Origin of the sequence: Amycolatopsis pretoriensis (genome assembly GCF_900107925.1) — a bacterium.
Lineage (GTDB): Bacteria > Actinomycetota > Actinomycetes > Mycobacteriales > Pseudonocardiaceae > Amycolatopsis > Amycolatopsis pretoriensis.
The window spans coordinates 410,456-436,348 of the sequence record NZ_FNUJ01000005.1 but is presented as its reverse complement, the minus strand read 5'-3'; the positions used below and the strand labels follow the sequence as shown (position 1 = coordinate 436,348).

Here is a 25,893-nt window from a genome sequence, read left to right as displayed (position 1 = left end):
GACCCTCAAGCCGTCGAGGAGTCGCCGGACGACCGCAGGGCCCGGGGCGCCCCGAGCACCCGCGAGATGCCGCGCGCGGCGGCGCGGACGGCCGGGACCAGCGTCCGCGGGTCCGTCCCCTCGGCCGGGACGACCACCGAAATCGCCGCGACGACCTCGTCCGTCGAGTCGTGGACCGGGGCCGCCACGGACAGCGAGATCAGCTCGACCTGGCCGTCGCTGATCGCGTAGCCGTCGCGGCGGACGTCGGCCAGCACGCGGCGCAGCTGCGCGGTCGAGGTGACCGTCTTCGGCGTGAACGTCTTGAGCGGCCCGGCCAGGACCTCTTCCTGCGCCTCGGCGGGAGCGTGCGCGAGCAGGACCTGGCCGACGCCGGTGGCGTGCGCGGGCAGCCGGCCGCCGACTCGGGTCAGGACGTTGACCGCGCCGCGGCCGGAGATGCGCTCGACGTAGACGACCTCCGGCCCGTCGAGGACCGCGAGCTGCACGTTCTGGTGCGTGGCCTCGTAAAGGTCTTCGAGGAACGGCATCGCGCTCTCCCGCAGCTCGGCGCCGTGCGGGGCGAGCGACGCGACCTCCCACAGCCACAGCCCGACGCGGTAGACGCCGGCTTCGTCGCGCACGAGCGCGCCGCGCTTGGTCAGCTCGCCGGCGATCCGGTGGGTCGTCGACAGCGGCAGCCCGGCGCGGCGGCTGAGCTCGGACAGCGTGAGCCGCGGCCGGTCGGCCGTGAACGCGCCCAGCAGGTCGAGGACGCGGTCCACGACCGACGGCGGCCGCTTCGCGCTGTGTCGCACGTCAGAGATCGTCGTCCGGGAGCAGCGGGCGCATGAACGACCGCCGGTACCGCACCACGCAACCGCTTTCTTCGCGGATCTTGTCGGCCTCGATGAAGTCCGGGTCGACGCCGAACAGCGTCCGGTAGCGCTCGTACGCGGCGAAGCTCTCGAAGCTGAACAGCGCGCGGGCTTCGTCGCTCGCGCCCTCCGACGGCAGGAAGTAGCCGTGGTGGACGCCGCCTTCGCGCTGCACCAGCCGCATCCACGCGGCGGCGAAGCGTTCGAAGTCGGCGAGCTTCGCGGGGTCGATGACGTAGTCGACGACGCAGGTGATCACTTGCCGCCCCACACCCGGTCGGCCGTGGCCACGATCAGCTCCAGCTTGCGCAGCTGGTCGTCCGGAGTCAGGTCGTTGCCCTCCTCGGTCGAGGAGAACCCGCACTGCCCCGACAGGCACAGCTGGTCGATGTCGACGTACCGCGACGCCTCTTCGATCCGCCGCACCAGGACGTCCGGGTCCTCCAGCTCCGGCCGCTTGGTCGTGACCAGGCCGAGAACGACCTTCTTGTCCTTGGGCACGAACCGCAGCGGTTCGAAGCCGCCGGAACGTTCGTCGTCGAATTCCAGGAAGAACCCGTCGACGGCCAGGTCGCCGAAGAGTGCTTCGGCGACGAACTCGTAGCTGCCGGAAGCGACCCACGACGACCGGAAGTTGCCGCGGCACAGGTGGGTCGTCACCGCCAGCCCCTCGGGCCGGCCTTCCAGGGCCGCGTTCAGCGTCGCGATGTTGCGCAGGTGCTGGCGGTCCGGGTCGCCGCCCATCCGCGCGACGAGCTCCCGCTGCGCGGGGTCGTTGAGGTAGGCGAGGCTGGTGTCGTCGAGCTGCAGGTACCGGCAGCCGAGGCCGGCCATCGCGGCGACCTGCGCTTGGTAGGCCGCGCTGAGGTCGGTGTAGAACTCCTCGAGGTCCGGGTAGACGGTCTCGCTGACCGCCGCCCGGCCGCCGCGGTAGTAGACCATGCTCGGCGACGGGATGGTCAGCTTCGGCGTCACGCCGGGGTCCACATGGGACTTGAGGAACTCGAAGTGCTCGGCGAAGATCGGCTCGTCGAGCCGCACCTTGCCGTCGACCTGCAGGCCCGGCGGGCTGAACTCGAGGTCACCCGCCAGGTTGTGGAACTTGACGTGCAGGCGCTCGTCGCTCTTGGAGACGCCGCCGAGCGCGTAGATGAAGTCCATGTGCCAGGAGGCACGCCGGAATTCGCCGTCGGTGGCCGAGCTCAGCCCGGCCGCCTTCTGCATCTTGATGACGTCGCGGATCGCGTCGTCCTCGACCGCGCGGAGCTGCTCCGCACCGATCTCGCCGCTTTCGCGCCGCCGTCGCGCGTCACGCAGCACCGGGGGCCGCAGGAGGCTCCCGACGTGATCGGCGCGAAACGGCGGGCCCACCTGGGAAATACCGCCCGAAGTCATGCACCGATGGTCACACATCCGGGACCGTTCCGCCGCCCCCCGAAACAAGATCATGACCTCCGGGTCTTGCTACCGTCACGCGCGGAGCGTTGGCTGTCCTTCGCCGAAAGGGGCCTGTGCATGACGAAACACCCGGTCGACGAAGTCCTGCCCGCCGGACGGCTGGCGCTGCTCGGCCTGCAGCACATGTCGATCATGTACGCCGGTTCGGTCGCGGTCCCGCTGATCGTCGGCAGCGCGTTGAAGCTCGACCCGGCGACGATCGGGCTGCTCGTGAACGCCGACCTGCTGGTGGCGGGGATCGCGACGCTGATCCAGGCCGTCGGCATCGGCAAGCTGCTCGGCATCCGGCTGCCCGTGGTGGCGGGGGCGACGTTCAGCGTCGTGAACCCGATGATCCTCATCGCGTCCCAGTACGGGCTGCCCGCCGTCTACGGCGCCATGATCGCCTCCGGTGTCTTCGGGCTCCTCATCGCGAAGCCGTTCGCCAAGCTGATCCGGTTCTTCCCGCCATTGGTCACCGGGACGCTGCTGCTCGTCATCGGCGTCTCACTGCTCGGTCCGGGCGCGGGCCTGATCGCGGGCAACGACCCGGGCGCGTCCGATTACGCGGCCCTGTCGCACATCCTGCTCGCGTTCGGCGTGCTCGCGCTGCTGATCCTGTTCACGCGGGTGCTGCGCGGGTTCGCCAACCAGATCGGGCCGCTGCTGGCGCTGGCGATCGGGCTGGTCGCCGCGATCCCGATGGGGCTGGTGCACTGGGACTCCCTCGGCGCGGCGAGCTGGTTCGGGCTCGCGTCGCCGTTCCACTTCGGGGCGCCGACGTTCCCGGTCGCCGCGGTGTTGTCGATGTGCGTGGTCATGCTGGTGACGTTCACCGAGTCGACGGCGGACATGATCGCCGTCGGCGAGATCACCGGGCGGCCGCCGACCGACTCCGACCTCGCGCGCGGCCTGGCCACCGACGGCTTCTCGGCCGTGCTCGGCGGCGTCATGAACTCCTTCCCCGACACGGCGTTCGCGCAGAACGTCGGGCTGGTGCGGATGACCGGCGTGCGCAGCCGCTGGGTGGTCGCGGTGACCGGCGGGGTCCTGGTGCTGATGGGCCTGGTGCCGAAGATCGGCGCGTTCATCGCGGCGATCCCGCAGCCGGTGGTCGGCGGCGTCGCGGTCGTCATGTTCGCGATGGTCGCCGCGGTCGGCGCGCAGAACCTGCGGACGGTCGAGTTTTCGGGCAACCACAACACTTTCATCGTCGCGGTCGCCCTCGGCGTCGGGTTGCTGCCGGCGTTCGCGCCGAAGATCTTCCAGCACTTCCCCGCGTGGCTGCAGACGATCTGCGGCAGTTCGATCACGGTGGCGGCGGTGCTGGCGTTCGCGTTGAACCTGCTGTTCAACCACCTCGGCCGGCGTTCGGAGCCGGATCTGCTGGAAGCGCCGTGAGCAGCCGTTCGACGAGCCGGGCCCCCGTGCCCGGCTCGACCGGACGCTTGAACAGCACGCGCAGGTAGAGCGGGGCCAGGACGAAGTCGAGGAGCTCCTCGACCGTCGGCACCTCCTCGCCACGCGCCGCGGCCTTGTCGAGCGTCGCCTGCAGGTCTTCGCCGCGGGCCTTGAGGTACTCGACCGGTTGCCGGTCCGGCCCCAGGGTGGCGACGAGCGCGCGCAGCAGGATCTGGCCGCGCGGGTCGCACATCGAGCGTTCGATGCCCTCGACCCAGCCGAGCAGGTCGCCGCGCAGCGAGCCGGTGTCCGGGATCGGTGACGTCGCGCGCAGGCGCGTCACGGCGGCGTCGAGCAGCAGCTGTTCGCGGCTGCCCCACCGCCGGTAAATGCTCGTCGGGTTCACGCCTGCCCGCTCGGCGATCTTGGGGATCGCCGCGTTGATCTCGCCGATGGCGAGCAGCTCGACGACGGCGTCGTGCACGGCGTCTCGGACGCGGGCGCTGCGGCCGCCGGGTCGGGTCATGGGAGCACCCTAAAGCAAACGTGCTTGCTTTTGCAGTCCGGCCACGGCTACCGTAAAGGCAAATCGAATGGCTTTAGGGAGGCCGCAGTGCCCCGCAAGATGACCGTCGAAGAGCGTGAAGAGTTCCTCGCCCGGCCGCAGGTCGGCGTGCTCAGCGTCGCCGCCGAGCCCGGGCGGGCCCCGCTGACCACGCCGATCTGGTACCGCTACGAGCCGGGCGGCGACGTCGTCGTGATGACGTCACCGGGCTCGCGCAAGAACCGGCTGATCGAGGCGGCCGGCCGGTTCGCACTGTGCGTTCAGCAGCAGGACGGCGACTACAAGTACGTCTCGGTCGAGGGCCCGGTGGTGAAGACGTGGCCGATGACGAAGGCGGAGCGGCACGAGATGGCGGCCCGCTACCTGCCCCCGGGCATCAGCGAGGCCTACACCGACGCGACCGACGGCACCCACGGGAAGAACATCGCGATCGTGATGCGCCCGGAGCGCTGGAACACGCGGGACTTCAGCGATTTAGCGGAACAGCTGGCCTGATCACCAGCAGATGATCAGGATGCACGACGGCTTCGGCTTCGGGGTCGTCGTCGTGGGCGGCGGCTGCTGGCCGCCGGGCGGGATCGTCGACGTCGGCGTGACCGAGCCGGACGGGTCGCCGCCGGGCGGCGTGGTGCTCGTCGTCGTGGAGTCGGTACTGCTCTCGGTGGTGGGGTCGGTGCCCGGCACCTCGGTGACGGTCTCGCGGGGCACGCCGGCGCCCGGGACGACGTCGCCGCCGCCGGTACCGCCCTCGGGCGGGGAGTCCGTGGCCTGGTCGGCGCCGCCGAGGCCGGTGGTGCGCTGCGGGAAGGGGATCACCTGGATCTGGTCGACGGGGGACGCGTCCGGCGTGCCCTTGCCGCCGAGGCCGACGAGCACCGCCGCGGCGCCGCAGCCGATGACGACGGCGAGCATCACCGCGAGCACCCGCCACCGCGACTGCCCCGGTCCTGAACGCTCGCCCCAGCCCTCGCGCACGAGCAGCTCGGCGACCGATACCTCGTCGTTCACCCCGACAGACCTTCCCGAGAGGCCTTTCGGCCGACATCGTGGCCGTATTTTTACCGCACAAGACCCCCGAACGGGTGAGTTTCTGGCAAAAATTCGTCACGTAACGAACGTTTTGACTGTGGGTGACATTCCACAGCGGATTCACAGCTGCGTTTCGGGATGCTCCCAGCATGACCGGCGAAGCTCACTCCATGCTGCTGAAAGCCGATCGGCTGGTCCCCCGGATCGCCGTGCCGCGCCGCGGCGTGCTGCAGCTCCTCCCGAACCCGAGGCCGACCCCGTTCACGTTCGGCTACCTGGTCGTCCTGCTCGGCACGACGCTGCTGCTGAAGTTCGCCGACCCGGAGCTGACCGACCGGCTGCTCCAGCTGTCCAGCACCGACGCCCACAACCTGTGGCGGCGGCCGCTGACCTCGCTGCTGACCAGCGCGCTCTGGCTGTCCGACGAAGGCTGGCTCGCCTACGTCGTGATCTTCGCGATCGCCGTCGCACCGCTGGAACGCCGGTTCGGCGCCCGTCGCGCGGCGATCGTGTTCTTCTCCGGCCACGTGCTGGCCACGCTCGTCACCGAGCTGCCGGTGATGGCCTTGATCAGCGCCCACGTGCTGCCGAACTCGGCCGGGCACTGGCTCGACATCGGCGTCAGCTACGGCTTCTTCACCACGGCCGGCGCGCTCGTCTTCCTGCTGCGCGGCCGCGCGCGCCTGGTTGCGTTGGCCGGCATGGAGGCGTTCATCGCGGTGATCTGGCTCAGCGATGACCCCCTGAGCCTCGACTCGGTCGTCACGCTGCTCGGCCACGCGTTCGCCGCGCACTTCGGCCTGCTGTTCTGGGGGCCGCGGCTGCGTGGCGCTTCCGCAGGCCGGACCGGGGTTCCGGCGGGTAGGCAGGCGCCGGAGTCGGTGGTGTAATCGACCGAGCCACACGCCGACTGCCGGGGGGACGGACGCTCATGCAGGCAGACTCCCTCGTCGAGCTGGTCGAGCTGAGCCCGGACGCGATCTGCGTCCACGAGAACGGCGTCCTGACCTACGCCAACCGCGCCGCGCTCGAGACGTTCGCCGCGCGCTCGGCCGACGAGGTGGTGGGCCGCCGGTTCACCGACTTCGTGGCCGAGGAGTCGCGGGCGGCCGTGGTCGAGAAGCTGGCGCGGCTGACCGAGCCGGGGCAGGCGAGCGAGCCGGTCGAGGCGCTGATGTCGCGGCTGGACGGGAGCAAGTTCGCCGTGGAGACGGTGTCGGTGCGCCTCGGCGGCCGGCTCGCCTACCAGGTCGTCATGCGCGACATCACGGCGAAGAAGGCGGCCGCGGACGCGCTGCGCTACCAGGCCGCGCTGGTGTCGCACGTCAGCGACGCGCTGATCGCGACGACCGGCGAAGGGGTCGTGACCAGCTGGAACCCGGCCGCGGAAGCCGTGTACGGGTGGAGCGCGGCCGAAGCGGTCGGCCGGCGGGCGAGCGAGCTGGTCGGCGCGCCGCTGGACCTGTGCGGCGGCGGGGTCACCGAAGCGGTGCACCGGCGCCGGGACGGCGCGCCCCTGGCGGTTCGCGTTTCGGCAGCTGAGATGAACGACGGGTATGTGCTCGTCTGCGCGGACGAAACCGCGCGGCGGCGGGCCGAGCAGAACTACCGCACGGTCGTCGCGTCGCTCGACGAAGGCGTGCTGGTGATGGGGCCGGCCGGGCTGATCGAGGCCGCGAACCCGGCCGCGTGCCGGATCATCGGCGTCGCCGAAGCCGACCTGATCGGCGTCCCGTGCCACACGCTGGTGCTGTTCACCGAGGCCGGGCACTGGATCCCGCCGGACGAGACGCCGTCAGTGCGGACGCGGCGGACCGGCGTCGCGCACAACGGCCTGGTGGTGCGGCTGCGGCGGCCCGACGGCCGGGACGTCTGGGTGTCGCTGACCTCACGGCTGCTCAACCCCGACGACCCGGCGGCGCTGGCCGTGGTGACGTCGTTCACCGACATCACCGAGAGCCGCGCGATCAGCGCGCAGCTGGCGCACGACGCGACCCACGACCCGCTGACCCGGCTGGGCAACCGCACGCTGGTGCTCGACCGGCTCGCCGCCGACGCGCGCGGCGCGGTCACCGTGCTGTTCCTCGACCTGGACAAGTTCAAGCTCATCAACGACTCGCTCGGGCACTCGGTCGGCGACCAGGTGCTGCGGATCGTCGGCGAGCGCCTGCGCCGCTGCTCCGGTCGCGACGACCTGGTCGGGCGGCTCGGCGGCGACGAGTTCGTCGTCGTCACCGGCGAAGTCACCGAACCCGGCGAGGTGCGGGCGCTGGCCGAGCACCTGCGGGCCGCGCTGGCCGAGCCGATCGGCGTGCTGGGCCGGCAGCTGCACCTCGACGCGAGCATCGGCGTCGTGCTCGTCGGGACCGCGGACCGCCGCAGCGCCGAGGACCTGCTGCGCGACGCCGACGTGGCGATGTACCAAGCGAAGACGCTCGGCCGCGGGCGGCACCACTTCTTCGACGTCGGCCTGCGCGAGCGGATGCAGCGGCGGCTGCGGATGGAGCAGGACCTGCGCGACGCGGTGCACGACGGCCAGCTCTGGCCGGCCTACCAGCCGGTCGTCGACCTGCGGACCGGCGAGATGGTCGCGGTCGAGGCGCTGCTGCGCTGGACGCACCCCCGCCACGGCGCGATTTCGCCCGCGGAGTTCATCCCGCTGGCCGAAGAGAGCGACCTGATCAACGTGATCGGCAAGGAGATGCTCCGCGCGACGACCCGCGAGCTGGCCACCCGGCGCGGCGAGCAGGGCCTGGACCTGACGCTGAAGGTCAACTTGTCGACGCGTCAGCTCGACGACCCGCACCTGGTGCCCGCGGTGCAGGACGCGCTGGCGCAGACCGGGTTGCCCGCGAGCGCGCTGTGCCTGGAGGTCACGGAGAGCGCGTTGATGCGCGACCAGGAGGCGGCCGCGGAGGTGCTCGCGTCCCTGCGGTCGCTGGGGGTGCTGTTGGCGATCGACGACTTCGGCACCGGCTATTCGTCGCTCGCGCAGCTGCGCCGGCTGACGCTGGACACGCTCAAGATCGACCGTTCGTTCATCACGGGGATCGCGGAGTCGCGGGACGCCGAAGCGATCGTCACGAGCATCATCGCGATGGCGCACGCGGTCGACCTGACGGTGATCGCGGAGGGCGTCGAGTCCGCGGAGCAGGTGGAGCTGCTCCGCGCGCTCGGGTGCGACCAGGCGCAGGGCTACCACCTCGGCCGCCCGGTGGCGGCGGCCGAGCTGTTCGGTCAGTAGACGGCTTTCAGGCGCTCCAGCTCGTCCGGCGTCAGTTCGATGCCGAGGTCCTTGAGGGTGGCGTCGAGCTCGTCGGGGCCGATCGGGGTGGTTTCGCTGGTGCCGTCGGGCTTTTCGACGGTGAGCTCGCGGCCGAGCAGCTTGCGGCTGACGCCCGGTTCGAGCGTCATGATCACCAGCCGCCCGGTGAACGGCGACTTCGGGTGCGTCGAGGTGTAGTGGTGGTAGACCTCGTAGTCGATGGGGTGCATGCCGTCGAGGCGGAAGTCGAGCAGGTCTTCGTCGCCCTTCTTGAGCGTCCACCAGCCGTTGTTCTCGACGAGCCGGTGCGGCCAGCCGGCCTGGTCGGTTTCCTGGCCGTCCACGAGCGGCATCGGGGCGAGGATCCCGGCACCGAACCCGACGTCGGCGTGAAAGCGCTTCCCGCCGGTCTCGGCGACGAGCGTCATGTGGGTGTAGGGCCCGGGCCGCCGCGGCTGGACGCGCGCGGCGAGCCGGTGGACGCGGTAGCCGAGCTGCTCGAGGACGGCGGCGAAGAGGCCACTCTGCTCGTAGCAGTAGCCGCCCCGCCGCCGTCCGACGAGCTTCGCGTGCACGACGTCGAGCGAAATCCCTTGGTGCTGCCCGAGAACGACGTCGACGTTCTCGAACGGGATCGCCTGAACGTGGGCGCGCACGAGGTCGTGCAGCGCCTCCGCCGACGGTTCGCGGGCGGGCTGCCCGACCCGCTTCAGGTAGGCGTCCAGGTCGACGGCATCGGTGCCCCACTCGGTGGTCATGGGTTCAGCGTGCACCCTCGACCTTGATCGAGGTCAACCCTCGTGCACGACCTTCCGCACCTCGACGGCGGTGTACTGCGCATCGGGGATCATGGCGGCCAGCTCGACGGCGCGTGCCTCGGTCTCGACGTCGACGAGGTAGAAGCCGCAGAAGAAGGCTTCGGTCTCGATGAAGGCGCCGTTTTGGACGTGGGTGGAACCGTCCTTGACGCGCACGGTCTTGGTCTCGACCGGCTCGGCGAGCGCCTTGGTCCCGACCATTTCGCCGGAGTCGGTGATGAGCTTGGTGAAGTGGCCGTGGCCTTCGTAGACGCCGTTCTTCTGGTCGTCGGTGAGGGTGTCCCAGAGGGTGGGGTTCATGTGGAGGGTGAGGAGGTATCGCACGTCGGCTCCCGGTGATGGGTGGCGGCCCGGGTGGGCTGCCTTTCGCCGGGTGGTCGGCGCGGGACGCCCGGACCGGACACCGGGATTTCGGGTTCACTCGTTCGGCCTAGTGGCGGCTGAGGAGCAGGTACCGTTCGTCGTCGATTTCCCGGCCCCAGAGGGCGGGGTCGTCGAGCATCCGCAGGTCAGCCTCCCGCCGCCGGGCTCGGACGAGGTCCCGGCATTCATCGGGTGCCAGTCCGGCGCCGGTGAACCACCGGCCCTCGACGAGGACCAGGCGGCCGCGGGGGTTAAGGAGCGCGACCCACTTGTCGAGGGCGGCGCCCGGGTCGGGCATGGCCCAGAGGACGTGCCGCGCGAGGACGACGTCGTAGGTCTCGGTGGTGGGCGGATCGGCGGCGTCACCTTCGCGGAAGTCGATGTCGGCCTTTTTCCGTGCGACGTCGAGCATCGCGGCGGAGGAGTCGATGCCGCAGACGTCGTGACCGGCCTCGGCGAGAAGGAGGGAGAGGCTCCCGGTCCCGCACCCGAGGTCGACGACTTTGCTGTTGGCGGCGGGCATGAGCGGGAGGAGGAGATCGGCCCAGGCTTTGCGGACGGCGGGGTCTTTGAGGCCGTGGTCGGGTTGCTCGTCGAAGGACGCGGCTTCGGCGTCCCAGGGGTTCGTCGTCACGATGGAATACTCGCGCGATGGGCAACAAGTCGTTCCCTTTTCGCGGACGACGACTTCGCGAACGCGTTCGTACCGTGGTCGACAACGCGGGCCCGTACCGGATCCAGGAGGGGACGGTCGTCGTAATCACCGAGGGGCCGCGACCGGTCGGGTACTTCCACGTCGAGGAGGTCGACTGAGGTGGCGTACGTCAGGTTCCAAAGCACCGAGCCCAACCCCAACGGGCGGCACCCCGGCTTCTTCGGGTTGATCAACAACCTGAGCCGGTCCGGCAGGCTGACCCCGGCGCAGGAGGAGTTCCGCCAGGCGAACCACGCCTGGTACGAGGCGCACTACACGAATCCGTCCAAGGTGGACCCGACCGTCTACGACCGGTCGATCAACCCGGGTGCGACGGCCTGGTTCAAGGAATCCGCCGAAGCCCTCGTCGCCCGAGCGGACGGCTACCTCGAAGTCCTGGCCGCCCACGGTGTCGGCTGCACCAAGCTGGTGGCGCACGAGCCGCCGGGCCGGATCGTCTACGAGGACGCCGACCAGATCGTCGTCGTCCCGCACCGGAACTGAAGCCACACACGAAAAAACCGCCCCGAGCCTTCGGGGCGGTTTTCGTTGCGGTGGCCAGGGCCGGGGTCGAACCGGCGACCTTCCGCTTTTCAGGCGGACGCTCGTACCAACTGAGCTACCTGGCCGGGAACGCCGGCAAGGAGCCGAACGATCTTGCGACCCTGACGGGACTCGAACCCGCGACCTTCGCCGTGACAGGGCGACGCGCTAACCAACTGCGCCACAGGGCCTTGCATCTACTACTGTACTGCGTACTCCCAACGGGATTCGAACCCGCGTTGCCGCCTTGAAAGGGCGGAGTCCTAGGCCGCTGGACGATGGGAGCCCGGCCGGTTTCGGGTGACCGACCGACCGCGCTCTCAGGTCCCCCCGGGAGCGATTACAAGCATAGGGCACGCCACCACCGCTTTGCAGCGGGGGTTCCTTAAGCCCCCGGCGAAGCCGCGACCAGCGCAAACAGCCGGCGATCGAGCTCCGTCCGCTCTGGCTCGGTCAACGCGTCCGCCAGAACCTCGCCGATCCGATCGTCGGTCAAAGCCTCCGCGCGGTGCCAGCGGTCGCGCAGATCCGGCTTCCGCGAAGCCGCTTCCACGAGCTCGTCGGCGGCGTCGGCCGGCCACGCCGTGCGCAGCAACCGCTCGCGGCCGCCCTCCGGGTCCGCGACCACCGCCTCCGGCACCGTCAGGCCGACCGCTCGCAGTGCCGCGAAGTGCAGGCCGCCGCGCAGCTCGCGGACGAGCATCAAGGCGAACCCGAGCCGCTCGACGTCCCGCGCCGGACGCTCGGCGTTCCGCCAGCCGGCGAACAGCGCCAGCCCGCTGGCGTCCGCGGCGTCGGCGACGCGGAACAGCAGCTCCGCCAGACGGCCGGGCTCCGATACGGCCGAAAGGTTGACGCGCGACCACCGAGCCGATGACTCCGCGTAGGCACGGACGGACGCGGGTGCGTCCAAGGCCGCCGCCGCGGGCGGCAGGACGAACTCGAACAGCCAGTGCGGGAAGATCCCGAACAGCTCCGCGGCGACCTTCGGCGGCACGTCCCCGAGCACGGCCGACCGCCCCCGCACGTAGAGCGAACGCGGCGGCAACCCGGCCTCCGCCTCGACCGCCGCCAGCTCCGGCGACGTCATGAACTTGCCGCCCAGGACCTGGACCACCGGCCGGATCCGGTTGGCCAGCCCCGCCGCGCCTTCGATCGTCGTCATGTCCGTCCCCTTTCGACGCAGCAAACGTAACACTGTTACGAAACCTGCGTCAAGAAGCTCGGACAGTCTCGCGAATCACTCACCGGAAACGGCCACAACCAGCAGAAACATCACCGGACAGGCCCAGCGGCACCCCGCCGGGCCCCCGGCGTCAACGCTGGACCGGCGCCTGCCCGTCCTCGTCCAGGTTCAGCCCCAGCATCTCCAGCAGCTGCACACAGTCCTCGACCCCCAGCGCACCGTTCGCCACCGCCAGCCGAGCCCGCCGAACCTGATCGTCCGACACCCGCTGCGCATCCGCGGCACCACTCCGCTGAGCCGGCAACCCCCCGGCGAACGGAGCACTCCCCCCATCGGCACCTTCGTACCGAAGGAGGAACTGCCGCACTTCAACAGACCCGCTCATAGCCCCTCCACACGGCTCACAACAACTTGGCCGCGAGGCTAACCAGCGCCGGGCGCCACACACAGCCCCCCGCAGAGTGAACCTGAGGCCACGCTCCGCTCAACGCAGCGCAATCAGCACAGACGGAGAACGGGACCACCCGAACGACGGTCACCTGGGCCGGAAGTGACACCCCACGCGGAAATTTCCCGCTCTCCACTCGCCCAGGCGAGGAACTCGTGCAACAATCGAAGTGCTGACACACCCCCGGTCAGCGCCTGTGGAGATCCCCTCCGACCCCCGCGTTCCTCCCCCTGGCGCGGGGGTCCTCCATTTCTCGGGCTGCTCGGGCTTCGCCCTTCGCTTCGCCCGATTCATTTCGGCGTGCTGACCCGGGGGGCCGAGCCCCCCGGACCCCCCACGGTGCCTCGCTCGTGGCTTTTCGGGGTGGTCCCGCTTCGGGCGCTGCGCGCCCTTGCGAACTGCCCTCCTGCCCGCGAGATTTCTTGCACCCTCCTCCTTGCGGCCCCTCGCTGCCGGCTCGTCTCCTTCCCCTCTCGTGCCCCGGCACTCCCCTGCCGACCCACCCGCGATGCTCGCCCCAGCCCGGCTTCGCCGCCCTCTCGCCGGCCCCCAACTTGCCCGCCTCCCCTTGGTGCGCCTCCCCTTGGTGCGCCTCCCCTTGGTGCGCCTCAACAGCCCTCGCCTCCCACCTCTCATCACCCGCCGTCTCGCGCACCGCCCATGCGGGCCTCGCCCCACTGGGTCGCCCCGCGCTGCTCGCGCTTAGCCCGGTATTCGCCGAGACCTCTCGCTCCAGTCCTGCAGCCTCACGCCACACCCCGCGGTGCCGCCTCGCCCAGCCCGGCACCCACCGCCTCAGCGCGCCGGCAGCCGTCGTCCCACTGCCTTGCACCGGCTGGCACGGCACACGCCCCTCATTTCCCCGGCAGCCCTCGCCTCCTGCCTTGCACCGGCCAGTCCGACACCCACCCATCAGCGCCCCGGCAGCCCTTGGCCCCCTGCCTTGCACCGGCCTGCCCAGCACACGCCCCCTCGGTGCGCCCAGGCAGCCCTGCCCCTGCCTTGCACCGACTGGCCCGGCAGTCGCCCCTCGGTGCGCCCGGCAGCCCTCGCCCCTGCCTTGCACCGGCCTGCGCGGCACTCGCCCCCTCGGTGTACCCCGCCAGCCCTCGCCTCGCCGCCGGCCTTCTCCCCGCGCCCCTCACCGCGGCCTCGCCCCCCGAATCTCTCGTCGCCGCACCTCTCTTCGAGCGCCCGCGGTACCCGCCCCCGCCTAACCTGGCATCCAGCGACCCGGCCGAGCCTCGCCGCACCTCTCTCCGAGCGCCCCGCAGTACCCGCCCAGCCCGGCACCCGGCGACCCCGGCCGAGCCTCGCCACTCCCTCCGGCACACCCCCGGCAGTCCTCGCCTTCCCGCCTCGCACCGCCGGCCCGCCCCCTCGCAGCCTCGCGCCCCTCACACCCGCACTGCCGATCGCCGCAGCGGGCCCTCCGCTCGTCGCCCCGCCCCTCAAGTTCCGCCCTCGCCGTCGCGAGTCCGCCGGCCGCTCTCCCCGCACCCCGCCCACCCGGCGCCTCACCTCGGTCACCTGCGCGCCTCGGTTTGATCGACTCGGTGCGTTAGAAGCCCCTTGCTCTGCGCTTACGCCGGACTACTCCGTTCGGGTAACCGCTGGGCTGATCGGGGCGACCGCTTGGCGTGTTGTGGCTCACAGTGGTTTGTCTGGCGAGATCTAACCGTTACCGTGGCTGGCGTGCCTCTTCCCTCCCTTGGCCGCTTGAGCAGCCGGACGAACCTCAAAGCCGCGTCCTCCGGACGCCATCGTGGTGCCGCGAAGCCTGCGGATGATGGCGTTGTCGAGGACACGGAACTCACCTCCTACCTCGCCGCACTGGCGCCCGATGCCGACAACGAGAGCACTGGCTCCGGCAAGCGCTTCGGCGAGGCCCAGGTCATCCAGCTCCGGATGAGCCTCATCGCCAACCAGCAGCTGAAGGACATCGCCGCCGAGCGGGACATCTCGCCCCAGGCGCTCGCCCAGGAATGGATCCTCGAGCGGCTCAACTGGGAAGGCCAGGCGTCCTCGCTGCAGGACCAGCGGCAGCAGGCCGGTGACCTCACCGACCTCACCGACGAGTTCCACTTCCCCGCCGACGCCTTCGACGCGCCGGCCCTCGGGCGCCGCTGACACGGACAAGAGAAAGGGCCCCCGGCGATCGGAATCGCCGGGGGCCCTTCGCTCAGGCCTTTGTCAACGCAGAGGGCCTGTTTGTCAGATCGCGCGGACCTTCTGGGCCTGCGGACCCTTCTGACCCTGGCCGACCTCGAACTCCACCCGCTGGTTCTCCTCGAGGGTGCGGAAGCCACGCCCCTCGATCTCCGAGTAGTGAACGAACACGTCGCCTTCGCCGCCGTCCTGCGCGATGAAGCCGAAGCCCTTCTCCGCGTTGAACCACTTCACAGTGCCTTGCGCCACCGCTGTACTCCTCGTTACACAGATCCGCTTCGAATGCCACCGAAGCGGCACCCCGACCGTCCCGGGCGGTTCCAACGAGTCGAGTCAAGAGCGTGTCGGCTCCATGGCTCGCGTCAGAAGTTCCGCGAGTGTGAAGCCACTAACACGCAAAACGACGGCCTGAGAGCAGACTACCGGGATCTGGCCAAAGTTGAACCCCGTGATCGAGGCGAAAAACGCCGGTCCGGGCCAAGGTCACCGGAACGTCGTAGGGCTCGCGGCACGTTCTGCCGGACCCACCGGTTAGTCTTGCGCAGCACAGCGACTCCGTGATCACCGGATACGGCTCGGAGTCGCCCGTGCCCCCTCAGTGAAAGCCCGCCCGGACTTTTGTGACCTTCGTCACGCGAATGTTGCTCAACGTCGCCGGTCCGCGGGACGTCTCGATGAGGGGAAGCACCAAAGGGGCAAAGGGGAATGGGTGTGACGGTGAGGACTTCCACGCGGCGCCGGGGCGCGGCTGTGGTTCTGGGGTTGGTCGCGGTACTCACGCTGGGGGCGTGCAGCAGCGAACCGACCGTGTCGGCGAGCGGGACGTCGGGCGGGGGCCCGACCCAGTCGCCCGCGCCCACCGCGCAGCCGGCGAAGCTGACGGTGACGCCGGCGGGCGGCGCGCAGGACGTGCCGCCCGGCGAGCCGGTCGAGGTCAAGGTCGACAGCGGCACGATCGTCTCGGTCACACTGACCAACCCGGACGGCAAGCAGGTCCAGGGCCAGACGTCGGCGGACAAGAAGAGCTGGAACACCACCGAGCAGCTCGGCTACGGCAAGACCTACACGTGGTCCGGTCAGGTCAGCGGCGCCGACGGCAAGAACGTGCCGATCGCCGGCGCGTTCACCACGGTGAAGCCGAAGCGGCAGATGTCGGCCAGCCTGAACGTCGGCGACGGGCAGACGTACGGCATCGCCATGCCGATCGCGCTGACCTTCCCGAGCCGCGTCACCGACAAGGCTTCGGTCGAGAAGGCGCTGTCGGTCGAGACCACGCCGAAGACCGAGGGCTCGTGGGGCTGGACGAACGGCGACACCTCGGTGCACTGGCGGCCCAAGGAGTACTACAAGCCGGGCACCACGGTGAAGGTCAACGCCAAGATCTACGGCGTCAAGGTCGGCGACGGCGTGTACGGCAAGCAGGACGTGTCGGCCAGCTTCACCATCGGCCGCTCGCAGATCGTCAAGGGCAACACCACGCAGCACACGATGCAGGTGATCCGCGACGGCCAGCAGATCGCCGACTACCCGGTGAGCTACGGCCTCGACTCCGACCCGGGCCGCGTCACCCACAGCGGCGTGCACGTCGTGATGGGCAAGCAGGCGACCTACGCGATGAGCAACCCGAAGTACCACTACGAGAACGTCGTGGTGCCGTGGGCGGTCCGGATCTCCAACAACGGCGAGTTCATCCACGGCCTGGCGGCCTCGGTTTGGGCGCAGGGCAAGAAGAACGTCTCGCACGGCTGCCTGAACCTCTCGCCGGCGCGGGCGAAGGAGTACTACGACGGCGTTCTCACCGGTGACCCGGTCGAGATCACCGGCAGCACGCAGACGCTGACCGCGAAGGACGGCGACTACAGCGACTGGACCTACGACTGGGCGAGCTGGCAGAAGCTGTCGGCCCTCGCCGGCTGAGACCACTGAGGAACACCGGGCGGCCGGGAAGTCCATCGCGGGCTTCCCGGCCGTTCGCGTTTCTCCCGAAATCCGATGCAACCCCGGCGAAACCCCACCGCATGACTACGGGCAGAGGCGCGACGATCCCGGTCGCGCCCGCGAGAATGAGGAGCTGTCTTGCGTATCCGCATCGCCCTGACCCTCGGCGCGCTCGTGCTCGCCGGTGGTGCCCTGTCCGGTGGCATCGCCCTGGCCGGCCAGTCGCAGCCGGCGCCGCCGACCACCGCCCGGCCGACCGAGGCGCCGTCCGCGGTCCCGACGGCCACCCGCGCGCCGCAGCCGCCGTCCGCCGCTCCGGCGCCGCGGGAGACGACCCGCGCCCCGCGCACCGGTCCGGCCCAGCGCGTTCCGCGTGCCGTGCCGGCCGGCCCGACCGGTGACCTGCACCTGCCGGCCATCGGGGTGACCCGGTAACCAGGTGATCTCCCGCTCCCGTCCGTCGACCGGGCCGGGCTCGCCGTGGGACGGCGAGTTCGCCCGGTACTTCGGCGAGCGCGCGCACAGCCTGCGGTCCACGGCCTTCCTGCTCTGCGGGGACTGGCACCAGGCCGAGGACCTCACGCAGGCCGCGCTGCTCAAGCTGTACCTCGCCTGGCCGAGGCTGTCGCGCCACGACGCCTTGGACGCCTACGCCCGCAAGGTCGTGCTGCGCACGTTCCTCGCCGAGCACCGGCGCAGCAGGTGGAAGCGGGAGCGCCTCACCGACACCCCGCCGGAACTTCCGGCGGAACCGGCCGCCGGCGACCAGGACGAACTGGTCCGGCAGGCCCTGGCCGTCCTGGCCCCCAAGCAGCGCGCCGTGCTGGTGCTGCGGTACTTCGAGGACCTGAGCGTCGAGGAGACGGCGAAGGCCCTCGGCTGCAGCACCGGCACGGTGAAGAGCCAGGCCTCCCGGGGCCTGGCGACGCTGCGCAACCGGCTCGGCCCGCACTACGGTGCGCTGACGTTCAGCGCGACCACGGAGGGGAGGTGACGAACATGGACCCCGAAGACGACGTCCGCGCGTACCTGACCGGCGCGGCCGGTGGCGCGCAGCCGCCGATGCGCCTCGACGCCGCCGACGTGATCGAGCGCGGTGGCCGGGTCCGGCGACGACGCAAGCGCTTCGCCGTGGCCGGTACCTCGGCCGCGACGGCGGTCGTCCTGGCGGTGGCCGGTTTCCTGGCCGGTCACCGCGCCGGGCCGCCGGAGCCGCTGGAACCCGCCGGCCCCGGCCTGTCCACGATCGGCACGAGCTCCCCCGCGGCGACGCCGTCGCCGCAGGTCGCGCCGGCGACGTCCATCGCGCCGCCCGCGGCCGAGCCGGGCCGCACGTCCGCGCGCGCCACGCGGGCGCCGCAGCCGCCGTCGGCCGGCCGGACCCCGCCGCGGTCCGTGCCGACCACCAGCCGGCCCTCCTCGGGGCCGACGGAAACCGGGACTCCGCCGTCGGCGACCACGTCCCGCTGACGTTTCCGCAGGTCAGTGACGTGGCGCAGATCACCGCGCCAATGTGGGTTTCTGACGAAATACCTGCCCGGCTCGGGGCGATATGCCCTGTGGTGATCCGATCGGACACCGGAGGAACTGCTCAGCCGGGCGCTTCGCCGCCGGCCCGAGAAACCGAGGAGGAAGCACATGGTGCTCGCCGCACTGATCGTCGAAACCGTAATCGCTGTCATGACCGCGGGTGCGCTGGCCGCTTGGTCCCGCAAGCGCTTCACTCCTCGCAGCGAAGCGAACTGACCTCACGGCGCACGTGTGCCCCGCCCGGTGATCCGGGCGGGGCACACGGTTTTCCGGGGACCGCTCAGCGCTGAGCGGCCGCGGAGCTCAGCTTTCCGCTGTTGTCTTCGGTGTCGATCTGTTCCATCGGCACCTGCGACGTCTCCGGGATCTTGATGATCGGGATGATCGCGATCAGCGCCGCCGCCATCAGGTAGTACGCCGGCCAGTCCTCGTTGCCGGTGCTCTTGATCAGCGCCGTCACGACGACCCCGGCGGTGCCGCCGAACAGCGACGTCGAGATGTTGTAGCCGATCGCGAACGAGCCGTAGCGCACCCGCGTCGGGAACATCGCCGGGAACGTCGAGCCGATCACCGCGAGGATCAGGACCAGCAGGATCGCCACGACCAGGAACCCGACGAACAGCCACAGGATGCTCCCGGACTGCATCAGCTTGAGGCTGGGCCAGCTCAGCACCAGGAACCCGATGGCCGCGGTGAGCAGCAGCGGTTTCCGGCCGATCCGGTCGGACAGCGCGCCGAGCGGGATGATGATCGCCATCTGGATGACCTCGACCGCGATGATGATCAGCGTCGCCGTGTTGTCGTTGATCTTCAGCGTGTCGGTGAAGTACGTCGGCATCGTCGTCAGCAGCAGGTAGTCCGCGACGTTCAGCAGCAGCACGATGCCGATCAGGTTGAGGATCATCCGCCAGTTGCGGACGAAGATCTCCTTGAGCGGCGCCTTCTTCGGGGCCTCGCCCGCGGCTTCCATCCGGCGGAACTCGGGGGTGTCCTCGAGCTTGTTCCGCAGGTAGAGCCCGATCAGGCCGAGCGGCAGCGCGACGAAGAACGGGATCCGCCAGCCCCAGGCGTCGACCTGGTCGGCCGACAGGGACAGCGTCACCGACAGCACCACGAGGTTGCCGAGGACGTACCCGCCCAGCGTGCCGAGCTCGAGGAAGCTGCCGAAGAAGCCACGGCGTTTCGTCGGCGAGTACTCGGCGATGAACGTCGCCGCGCCGCCGTATTCACCGCCGGTGGAGAAGCCCTGGATGATCCGGAGCAGCAGGATCGCGATCGGCGCCGCGATGCCCATGCTGTAGCCGCCGGCGTACGTCGGCAGGACGCCGACGAGGAACGTGCAGCCGGACATCAGCAGGATCGTGATGGCGAGGACGCGCTTGCGGCCGATCTTGTCGCCGAGCGGGCCGAAGAACGCCCCGCCGAAGGGCCGCACGATGAACCCGACCGCGAGCAGCGCGAGCGACTTCAGGACGGCGTTGCCCTCACCGGGGAAGAAGAGCGTCCCGATGCTGGTGGCGATGGCTCCCGAGGTGAAGACGCCGTAGTCGTACCACTCGGTGGCGTTGCCCATGGCGGATGCCCAGACGGCGCGCTTGACGGTTCTCTCGTCCACTGGCGGTTTGCTCGTCGTTGGTGCTGGTTCGCTCATGCCGGCGACGACCTCCTCCGTGCAGTGCCCCTAGGGCCGTTCGAGCTCATCAGCCCAGTGTTGACCGGACGTCGCAGGTCGGCAGCCTGAGCCGCGAATCTTCTACGGTGGGGAACTTTCCGGCTACTGAGAGGTATACGTTGCCTGCTTACGCCGCGGGCCGCGCGCGCCGGGCCGCTACCGGCGAGTTAACGTCAGCGCATGAGTCGTGTTTCTCAACCCTGGCCGCCGGTGCCGGTGGAGCCGGCCGTCCCGCACCCGAAGGCGCCGGCGCCGGGTACCGAGCTCGGCGTGCACTTCAGCGAGTGCTTCGGCTGCGGCGACGAGGCCGACGCGGGCCTGCACCTGCGGTCGGCGGTCGGCGAAGGCCAGGTGATCCACTCGCGGTTCACCGTGACGGCGGCCCACCAGGGCGCGCCGGGGCTGGCCCACGGCGGGCTGCTGGCCTGCGCGTTCGACGAGGCGCTCGGCTCGACGGTCGGCAACCTGATGCGCCGCCCGGCGGTGACGGGCAAGCTCGAGACGGACTTCCGGCGCCCGGTCCCGGTGGGCACGACGCTGTTCATCGAGGCCCGGTTGGACGGCATCGCGGGCCGCAAGATCTACGTGAGCGCCGACGGCCGCCTGGACGCCGAGGACGGCCCGATCGCGGTGAGCGCCCGCGCGCTGTTCATCGTGGTGGGCTTCGAGCACTTCAGCACCCACGGCGACCCGGAGGCGCTGGAGAAGCTGGCGGCACAGCACGAGAAGAACCGCCGGCAGCAGGAACGCGACTGGGAGATCAATCCCTGACCCGAGCTTTCACGTGAAAGCTCGGCGCCCAGGTCGCAGCTTTCACGTGAAAGCTGCGTTCAGGTCAGCGTGCGCGGCCGGATGGCGTTGGCGCGGTCCACGAGCTTGACGCGCTCGTCGACCGTGCTCGCCAGCCGGGCCAGGGCGCGGTAGCAGCGTTCCAGCCCGAACCGCAGTTCCCGCTCCTCCAGCGAGCACCCCAGCACCCGCGCGCCCGGGGTCGGTTTGCCCTGCTTGAGCCAGTCGTGCGCGGCTTCGAGCACCCCCGCGGACAGCCGCGTCTGACGCTCGAGGTCCAGCCGGAGCCGCTCGAGCCGGGACGACGCGTCGAGCAGGTCGTGCTCGGTCACCGGGGTCTCGCGGCCGTTGGCCTTGGTCGCCGTCGTCTTGATCTTGATGGCCGCGACCTGCGCGTCGACGTAGTGGGTCGAGGACGGCGGGACCGTCTCGAGCACCTCGACCGCGCTGTTGCGCGCGCCCTGCGCGAGGTAGACGCGCGCGAGGCCGAACGCCGCGCTCACGTACGTGCGGTCCGTGCGCCAGACCAGTTCGTAGAAGCGCGCCGCGGCGAAGTAGTCGCCGACGCCTTCGGCTGCGACGCCCAACGCGAGTTTCGGCGCGATCTCGCCCGGCAGGTCGTCGTAGACGGATTCGAACGCGACCTGCGCGACCCGCGAGCGGCTGCCGGCCAGCTCTATCAGGCCGCGGTACCAGTCGATCCGCCAGTCGTGCGGGAAGCCGTTCTTGATCGCCAGGTACTGCGCCGCCTGCAGCTGCCGCTGCGCCTCGGCCAGCTCACCCAGCTCGATCCGGGCGCGCACGATCCGCAGCCGCACCTCGATCGACTCGCGCGGCGCGCCGGCCAGAGCCTCGATGGCGCCGCGCGGGTCGAGCGCGGTCGTCGTGGCGAGCACGCCGGCCGCGGGGTCGTCGGTGTCGACCTGCGGGATGGGCAGGCCGGCGACGACCTCGTCCGAGCCGGGCAGCGGCACGCTCTGGCCCTGCTCCGGCACCACCAGCTGCACGCCGAAGGTGCGGCTCTCCGGACCGAACACCGTCGACGCGCCGGGCCGCGGTTTTCCGGTGCCCAGCGCCATGATCTCGCGCAGCACGCCGGTCAGCTGGTCGCCCATCTCCTCGGCGGAGAGGAACCGCCGGTCCGGGTCGGCGTGCGTCGCGCGGCGCAGGAACCGGTAGTAGGAGCCGAAGAGCGCGAACAGCGGGACGGCGTCCGGGCCGGGCAGCGTCGTCTTGAACTTGCTGGTGTAGCCGGTGAATTCGAAGCTCAGCACGGCGAGCGTGCGGCCGACGGTGAACAGGTCCGACGCGATCGACGCGCCCTGCTTCGCCAGCTCCGGCGCGCTGTAGCCGGTGGTGAAGAACAGCGGGCTCTCGTAGTCGTCCATCCGCCGGACCGCGCCCAGGTCGATCAGCTTGAGCTGCTCGTTGGTCTGGATCACGTTGTCGGGCTTGAGGTCGCAGTAGAGCAGGTTCTGGCTGTGCAGGTAGCCGAGCGCGGGCAGGATCTCCAGCCCGTACGCGATGACCTGGCCGATCGGCAGCGGCTCCGGGCGGCGGCTTTCGCGGTGGTGGGCGAGCGCGAGCTGCCGCAGCGACTGGCCGCCGACGTACTCCATGACGATGTAGCCGACGGTCGTGCCGCTGTGCGCGTCCGGGTGCTGCACGAAGTTGTGGATCTTGACGATGTTGGGGTGCTCGACCTCGGCGAGGAACCGCTGCTCGTTGGCCGCGGCCGCCATCGCCGTCTGGTCACCGGTGTCGATCAGTCCTTTGAGGACGACCCAGCGGTCGGACACGTTGTGGTCCTGCGCCAGGTAGATCCAGCCGAGACCGCCGTAGGCGAGCGCGCCGAGGACTTCGTACTGGCCGCCGACGAGCTCGTTCGGCTGCAGCTTCGGGACGAACGAGAACGGCGCGCCGCAGTTCTCGCACTTCCCTTCCGCGGCACCGGGTTTCCCGTCCTTGCCGCGGCCGACCTTCGCGCTGCAGGTGCCGCAGAAGCGCTTTTCCTCCGACACCATGGGGTTCGTCAGCACCGCCGACGCCGGGTCGCGCGCGGGCACCGGCGGGACCTCGACCAGGCCGGCGCCGAGGCGGCCGCGGCGGGAGCGCGACGTCCGCGACGACGTCCGCCGCGAAGTGCCGGGGAAGGAAGAGGAGCCGGACACCGAGCCCGAGCCACTGCCCGTTCCGGTGCCGGTGTGCCGGCCTTCGCTGCTGCGTTCGGGCAGCACGCTTTCGGTGCCCGGGTCGGGCAGCGGCGCGCCGGGGCCGGTGTCGGGCCGCGGCGCCGGCGGCATGATGCTCTGGGTTTCCGGGGCGGGCGCGGCGAGCACGCTCGTCGGCTGCGGCGCGTTCGGGTCGGGGCGGACCACCTGCGTGGCCTGGACCGGCGGCAGGACAGGGTTGAGGCTGCCCGGCGGCCGGGTCGGGTCTTCGGCGCCGGGGATCGTCCCGCGGACGGCGGTGGGGTGGCCGCCCGGCGGCGTCGGCGGCCGGCGGACGGGCGCGTGGATGACCGTCTCCTCGCCGCGGGGCGGCGCGCCGTCGTCGAGGCGGCCCGAGATCGACGGCTCCGGCGTCTCCCACCGCACCGGTGGCGGCGGCTGCCAGCTCGGCGTGGCCGGCTTCGGCTCCTCGTCCGGCGCGGCGTGCCGAGGACGGCGCGGCTCCTCCGACACTGCTTACCTCCCAGATCCCCGGCCAGCGGGAACCAATCCTAGTCGCGACGCGCTCACCGGTACTGCGGCGACGGCGGCGACGCCGACCCGAGCGACGGCTCGACCCACTTGCGGTAGCTGTCCTGCCAGACGCCGGTGCCGCGGATCTCGTCGAGGACCGCGTTGACGTAGCGGACCATGTCCTCGTTGTCCTTGGGGATGCCGATGCCGTAGTTCTCCTGCGTGAACTGCTCGCCGACGACCTTGAGCGTCGGGTCCTGCGCGGCCATCCCGGCGAGGATCGTGTCGTCGGTCGACACCGCGGCGACCTGGCCCTGCTGGAGCATCACGAGGCAGTCGGACCAGTTGTCCACCGAGATCGGCACGACCTTCGCGGGATCGGTCGCGATCTTCGCGAGCGACGTCGACTTCTTGGCCGCGCACACGCGCTTGCCGGTCAGGTCGGACAGCTTCTCGGCCTTCGACTCCTTGGCGACGAGGATCCGCTGCCCGGCCACGTAGTACACCGAGGAGAACTGGACCTTCTTCCGCCGGTCGCAGGTGATGCTGTAGGTCCGGACCACGACGTCGACCTGGTGCGCCATCAGGACGTCCTCGCGCTGCGAAGACGGGATCGCGCGGAACTGGACGTGCCCCTCGGAGGTGCCGAACAGGGCGCGGGCGATGGCGTTGACCATGTCGATGTCGAAGCCCTCGAGGTTGCCCGAGGTCGGGTTGCGGAACCCGAAGAGGTAGGTGGTCTGGTCGACGCCGGCGATCAGCTTCCCGCGTTCCTTGATCTTCGCCATGGTCGAGTCGCTGCCGATGGTGCCGTTCGGCGGGAGGCTGGCCAGCGGGTCGCAGCTGGTGTCGGCGCCGCCGCCGGCGGTCGCGTCCGGGCCGCCGACGTGCGCGGGCTGCGGCCAGGCCGCATTGCTGACCGGGGCCGGGTCGACCGGTTTCCCGGGACTGCCGCACGACGCCGCGAGCAGCGCGACGAGCGCCAGCACGCCCGCCCGGACCGTGTTCCCCCGCCTGCTCACCGGTACTCCCTCAGTCGTTCCCGGATCCCCATGGTGACACCCGCCGCGGCGACCACCGCGAGCACGGCGAGGCCGGGCGCCAGCAGCGTCAGCGCGGCGTCGCCGTCGTGGGTGTCGTCGAGGAACTGCTGCCGGCCGACGTCGATCGCCGCCTGGAGGCTGTCGTCGAGCCGCCGGAACGCCGGGGCCGAGCCGGTCTTGCGGTCTTCGAGCACGGCGGTGTCGACGGCCTCCTGGTACTGGCCGGAGTCGTCCTGGGTGCGGACCTGCTTGTGCGCGGCCAGCCAGTCCTGGGCGGCCTTGGTGGCGTCGGCGACCTTCGTGGCGCCGTCGCCGTCGGTGATCAGGCCGCGGGCTTCACCGAGGAGGCCGCCTTGGCCGTCGGGGCCGGCGAGCTGGGCGGCGTTGGCGCCGAAGTCCTTCTCGTACGCCGCGCCGTCGCCGCGGGCGACCAGCGTCAGCGTCTCGTCGGCGCGGGCCTGCAGCGCGGCGATCCGCGCGCGGACGAGCACGTCGACGCGGTGCGAGCCGTCGTCCTGGCCGCTGCCGACGAGGCTGCCCTGCACGATCAGCGCGACCGAGCCCCACAGCAGCGACACGACGACGGCGGCCGTCGCGACGACCAGCCCGACGTTGAGCACCCGGTTGGTCCGCCGGGTCAGGTAGACCTGCGCGACGACGAGCGCGGCCAGCAGCGCGACCACCAGGATCGTGGCGAGCCACGGGAAGCCGGTGGAGCTGTTCTGCTCCTCGATCAGCCGCTCGGTGTCGACGCGGTAGAGGTCCTGCGCGGCGGGCAGGATCTTCGCGCGCATCAGCTCGGAGGCCTCGCGCAGGTAGGACGCGCCGACCGGGTAGCCGAGGCGGTTGTTCGCGCGGGCGGTCTCGACGAGCCCGGTGTAGACGGGCAGCGACTGGTTGAGGACGTCGACCGGGCTCGCCGCGGCGGCGACGTCCGAAGAGTCCGAAGCGGCCTTCGCGAGCGCGGCGCCGGCTTCGGCGATGTCACGCTCGTACCGGGAGCGCAGCTCGGGCGGCTCGGTGCCGATGGAGAGGAACGCGCTGGCCGCGGTCGCGTCGGCGTCCGAAAGCGACTTGTAGACCTGCTGCGCGGCGGCGGCGAGGGGTTCGCGGTGGTCGATGACGCCGCTGATCGTGTCGTCGCGGTCCTGCACCGACAGCGTCGCGGCGGTGCCGGCGACCAGCGCGAGCAGCACGAGCGCGACGGCGATCACGGTGAGCCGGCCGGGGGTGGTCGCGGCGGACCGGATGATCGCGCGGACCGCCTGGCCCGGCAGGTCCAGCAGCCCGAGGAGGCCGCTGCGGCCCCCGGCGCGGTCCCGGCCGTCCGGTGGCGGCGGCGCCGGGGGTCCCGGCGCGGGCGCCGTGGGACGGGCCGTCGCAGTGCTGGTCATCCCCGATTCCTCCCCGAAAGCCTTACCAGCAGAAGGTAGCCGAGTGGCGATCCGCGCGGGCACGGGCA

Annotated in this window: 26 protein-coding genes and 3 tRNA genes; 11 read left to right on the top strand and 18 right to left on the bottom strand. The window is 71.0% G+C overall.

Annotated features, from left to right (window positions below; all coding sequences use genetic code 11):
• Positions 1-5 precede the first annotated feature (5 nt).
• The 3 genes from BLV96_RS23835 to BLV96_RS23825 are packed head-to-tail and all read right to left on the bottom strand — an operon-like array spanning position 6 to position 2,252.
• Positions 6-797 (bottom strand): IclR family transcriptional regulator, encoded by a 792-nt coding sequence (locus BLV96_RS23835; RefSeq protein WP_086675655.1) that lies wholly within the window; start codon positions 795-797, stop codon positions 6-8.
• 1 nt (position 798) lies between these two features.
• Positions 799-1,116 carry an NIPSNAP family protein gene (locus BLV96_RS23830; RefSeq protein WP_086675711.1) on the bottom strand — a complete coding sequence of 106 codons (318 nt, stop codon included), beginning with the start codon at positions 1,114-1,116 and terminating at the stop codon, positions 799-801.
• Positions 1,113-2,252 (bottom strand): 5-methyltetrahydropteroyltriglutamate--homocysteine S-methyltransferase, encoded by a 1,140-nt coding sequence (locus BLV96_RS23825; protein ID WP_244180427.1) that lies wholly within the window; start codon positions 2,250-2,252, stop codon positions 1,113-1,115. The genes BLV96_RS23830 and BLV96_RS23825 overlap by 4 nt, the downstream gene beginning before the upstream one ends.
• Before the next feature lie 120 nt (positions 2,253-2,372).
• Between BLV96_RS23825 and BLV96_RS23820 the strand changes: the two genes are divergently transcribed.
• On the top strand, positions 2,373-3,695 hold the full coding sequence (locus BLV96_RS23820) for a nucleobase:cation symporter-2 family protein (RefSeq protein WP_086675654.1): 1,323 nt from the start codon (positions 2,373-2,375) through the stop codon (positions 3,693-3,695).
• Here the strand turns inward: BLV96_RS23820 and BLV96_RS23815 are convergent.
• On the bottom strand, positions 3,646-4,221 hold the full coding sequence (locus tag BLV96_RS23815; protein ID WP_091389485.1) for a TetR/AcrR family transcriptional regulator: 576 nt from the start codon (positions 4,219-4,221) through the stop codon (positions 3,646-3,648). The two genes, BLV96_RS23820 and BLV96_RS23815, sit on opposite strands and share 50 nt — an antisense overlap.
• 87 nt (positions 4,222-4,308) lie before the next feature.
• Between BLV96_RS23815 and BLV96_RS23810 the strand changes: the two genes are divergently transcribed.
• Positions 4,309-4,755: a pyridoxamine 5'-phosphate oxidase family protein gene (locus tag BLV96_RS23810; protein WP_086683090.1), complete on the top strand. Its 447-nt coding sequence runs from the start codon at positions 4,309-4,311 to the stop codon at positions 4,753-4,755.
• Here BLV96_RS23810 and BLV96_RS23805 read toward each other — a convergent pair whose 3' ends face one another.
• Positions 4,756-5,268 (bottom strand): hypothetical protein, encoded by a 513-nt coding sequence (locus tag BLV96_RS23805; RefSeq protein WP_086683086.1) that lies wholly within the window; start codon positions 5,266-5,268, stop codon positions 4,756-4,758.
• A gap of 170 nt (positions 5,269-5,438) precedes the next feature.
• Here BLV96_RS23805 and BLV96_RS23800 point away from each other — a divergent pair, with 170 nt between their 5' ends.
• Both BLV96_RS23800 and BLV96_RS23795 read left to right on the top strand, forming a co-directional pair.
• On the top strand, positions 5,439-6,179 hold the full coding sequence (locus BLV96_RS23800; RefSeq protein ID WP_244180425.1) for a rhomboid-like protein: 741 nt from the start codon (positions 5,439-5,441) through the stop codon (positions 6,177-6,179).
• A 41-nt stretch (positions 6,180-6,220) separates the two neighbouring features.
• Positions 6,221-8,533, top strand: coding sequence for a sensor domain-containing protein (locus BLV96_RS23795; RefSeq protein WP_086683083.1), 2,313 nt, complete (start codon positions 6,221-6,223; stop codon positions 8,531-8,533).
• Here BLV96_RS23795 and BLV96_RS23790 read toward each other — a convergent pair.
• The 3 genes from BLV96_RS23790 to BLV96_RS23780 form a co-directional block, all read right to left on the bottom strand.
• A complete protein-coding gene (locus tag BLV96_RS23790) occupies positions 8,527-9,312 on the bottom strand; it encodes an arylamine N-acetyltransferase family protein (protein ID WP_086683081.1) in 786 nt (261 codons plus the stop codon). The two genes, BLV96_RS23795 and BLV96_RS23790, sit on opposite strands and share 7 nt — an antisense overlap.
• Before the next feature lie 33 nt (positions 9,313-9,345).
• A complete protein-coding gene (locus tag BLV96_RS23785) occupies positions 9,346-9,696 on the bottom strand; it encodes a YciI family protein (protein WP_086683078.1) in 351 nt (116 codons plus the stop codon).
• A 106-nt stretch (positions 9,697-9,802) separates the two neighbouring features.
• A complete protein-coding gene (locus BLV96_RS23780; RefSeq protein WP_086683075.1) occupies positions 9,803-10,369 on the bottom strand; it encodes a class I SAM-dependent methyltransferase in 567 nt (188 codons plus the stop codon).
• 180 nt (positions 10,370-10,549) lie between these two features.
• On the opposite strand from BLV96_RS23780, the gene BLV96_RS23775 reads away from it, so the two are divergent.
• Positions 10,550-10,933, top strand: coding sequence for a hypothetical protein (locus tag BLV96_RS23775; protein WP_086683073.1), 384 nt, complete (start codon positions 10,550-10,552; stop codon positions 10,931-10,933).
• Positions 10,934-10,984: 51 nt separating this feature from the next.
• Here BLV96_RS23775 and BLV96_RS23770 read toward each other — a convergent pair.
• From BLV96_RS23770 to BLV96_RS23750, 5 genes are all read right to left on the bottom strand, one after another.
• Positions 10,985-11,058, bottom strand: a tRNA-Phe gene (locus BLV96_RS23770).
• Between the two features lie 31 nt (positions 11,059-11,089).
• A tRNA-Asp gene (locus BLV96_RS23765) sits at positions 11,090-11,163 on the bottom strand.
• Positions 11,164-11,185: 22 nt separating this feature from the next.
• Positions 11,186-11,258: transfer RNA gene (locus BLV96_RS23760), tRNA-Glu, on the bottom strand.
• A gap of 99 nt (positions 11,259-11,357) precedes the next feature.
• Positions 11,358-12,137, bottom strand: a complete 780-nt coding sequence (locus BLV96_RS23755; protein ID WP_086683070.1) for an SCO6745 family protein — start codon at positions 12,135-12,137, stop codon at positions 11,358-11,360.
• Between the two features lie 151 nt (positions 12,138-12,288).
• A complete protein-coding gene (locus BLV96_RS23750; RefSeq protein ID WP_086683067.1) occupies positions 12,289-12,543 on the bottom strand; it encodes a hypothetical protein in 255 nt (84 codons plus the stop codon).
• A 1,758-nt stretch (positions 12,544-14,301) separates the two neighbouring features.
• Between BLV96_RS23750 and BLV96_RS23740 the strand changes: the two genes are divergently transcribed.
• Positions 14,302-14,736: a hypothetical protein gene (locus tag BLV96_RS23740; protein WP_167379708.1), complete on the top strand. Its 435-nt coding sequence runs from the start codon at positions 14,302-14,304 to the stop codon at positions 14,734-14,736.
• Between the two features lie 84 nt (positions 14,737-14,820).
• Here the strand turns inward: BLV96_RS23740 and BLV96_RS23735 are convergent, their stop codons facing one another.
• Positions 14,821-15,024, bottom strand: coding sequence for a cold-shock protein (locus BLV96_RS23735; RefSeq protein WP_003097368.1), 204 nt, complete (start codon positions 15,022-15,024; stop codon positions 14,821-14,823).
• Positions 15,025-15,480: 456 nt separating this feature from the next.
• Between BLV96_RS23735 and BLV96_RS23730 the strand changes: the two genes are divergently transcribed.
• The 4 genes from BLV96_RS23730 to BLV96_RS23715 all read left to right on the top strand — a co-directional run bounded on the left by BLV96_RS23730 (position 15,481) and on the right by BLV96_RS23715 (position 18,183).
• Positions 15,481-16,692 (top strand): L,D-transpeptidase, encoded by a 1,212-nt coding sequence (locus BLV96_RS23730; RefSeq protein WP_086675927.1) that lies wholly within the window; start codon positions 15,481-15,483, stop codon positions 16,690-16,692.
• A gap of 159 nt (positions 16,693-16,851) precedes the next feature.
• The gene (locus BLV96_RS23725; protein ID WP_086675926.1) at positions 16,852-17,148 is read left to right on the top strand and encodes a hypothetical protein; all 297 of its coding nucleotides are present in this window, start codon (positions 16,852-16,854) and stop codon (positions 17,146-17,148) included.
• A 4-nt stretch (positions 17,149-17,152) separates the two neighbouring features.
• Entirely contained in the window at positions 17,153-17,707 is a 555-nt protein-coding gene (locus tag BLV96_RS23720; RefSeq protein ID WP_086675925.1) for a SigE family RNA polymerase sigma factor, read from the top strand.
• A gap of 5 nt (positions 17,708-17,712) precedes the next feature.
• Entirely contained in the window at positions 17,713-18,183 is a 471-nt protein-coding gene (locus BLV96_RS23715) for a hypothetical protein (RefSeq protein ID WP_086675931.1), read from the top strand.
• A 340-nt stretch (positions 18,184-18,523) separates the two neighbouring features.
• Here the strand turns inward: BLV96_RS23715 and BLV96_RS23710 are convergent, their stop codons facing one another.
• Positions 18,524-19,858, bottom strand: a complete 1,335-nt coding sequence (locus tag BLV96_RS23710; RefSeq protein WP_086675924.1) for an MFS transporter — start codon at positions 19,856-19,858, stop codon at positions 18,524-18,526.
• 237 nt (positions 19,859-20,095) lie between these two features.
• Here BLV96_RS23710 and BLV96_RS23705 point away from each other — a divergent pair, with 237 nt between their 5' ends.
• Positions 20,096-20,686, top strand: a complete 591-nt coding sequence (locus BLV96_RS23705) for a PaaI family thioesterase (protein WP_208608305.1) — start codon at positions 20,096-20,098, stop codon at positions 20,684-20,686.
• A gap of 59 nt (positions 20,687-20,745) precedes the next feature.
• Here the strand turns inward: BLV96_RS23705 and BLV96_RS23700 are convergent, their stop codons facing one another.
• Genes BLV96_RS23700 through BLV96_RS23690 form a run of 3 tightly spaced genes read right to left on the bottom strand, consistent with a single transcriptional unit; the run spans position 20,746 to position 25,825 of the window.
• Complete coding sequence (locus BLV96_RS23700) at positions 20,746-23,388, bottom strand: serine/threonine-protein kinase (RefSeq protein ID WP_086675922.1); 2,643 nt, start codon at positions 23,386-23,388, stop codon at positions 20,746-20,748.
• A 53-nt stretch (positions 23,389-23,441) separates the two neighbouring features.
• Positions 23,442-24,410, bottom strand: coding sequence for a glutamate ABC transporter substrate-binding protein (locus BLV96_RS23695; RefSeq protein WP_244180423.1), 969 nt, complete (start codon positions 24,408-24,410; stop codon positions 23,442-23,444).
• Positions 24,407-25,825: a hypothetical protein gene (locus BLV96_RS23690; RefSeq protein ID WP_086675921.1), complete on the bottom strand. Its 1,419-nt coding sequence runs from the start codon at positions 25,823-25,825 to the stop codon at positions 24,407-24,409. The genes BLV96_RS23695 and BLV96_RS23690 overlap by 4 nt, the downstream gene beginning before the upstream one ends.
• Positions 25,826-25,893: the final 68 nt, after the last annotated feature.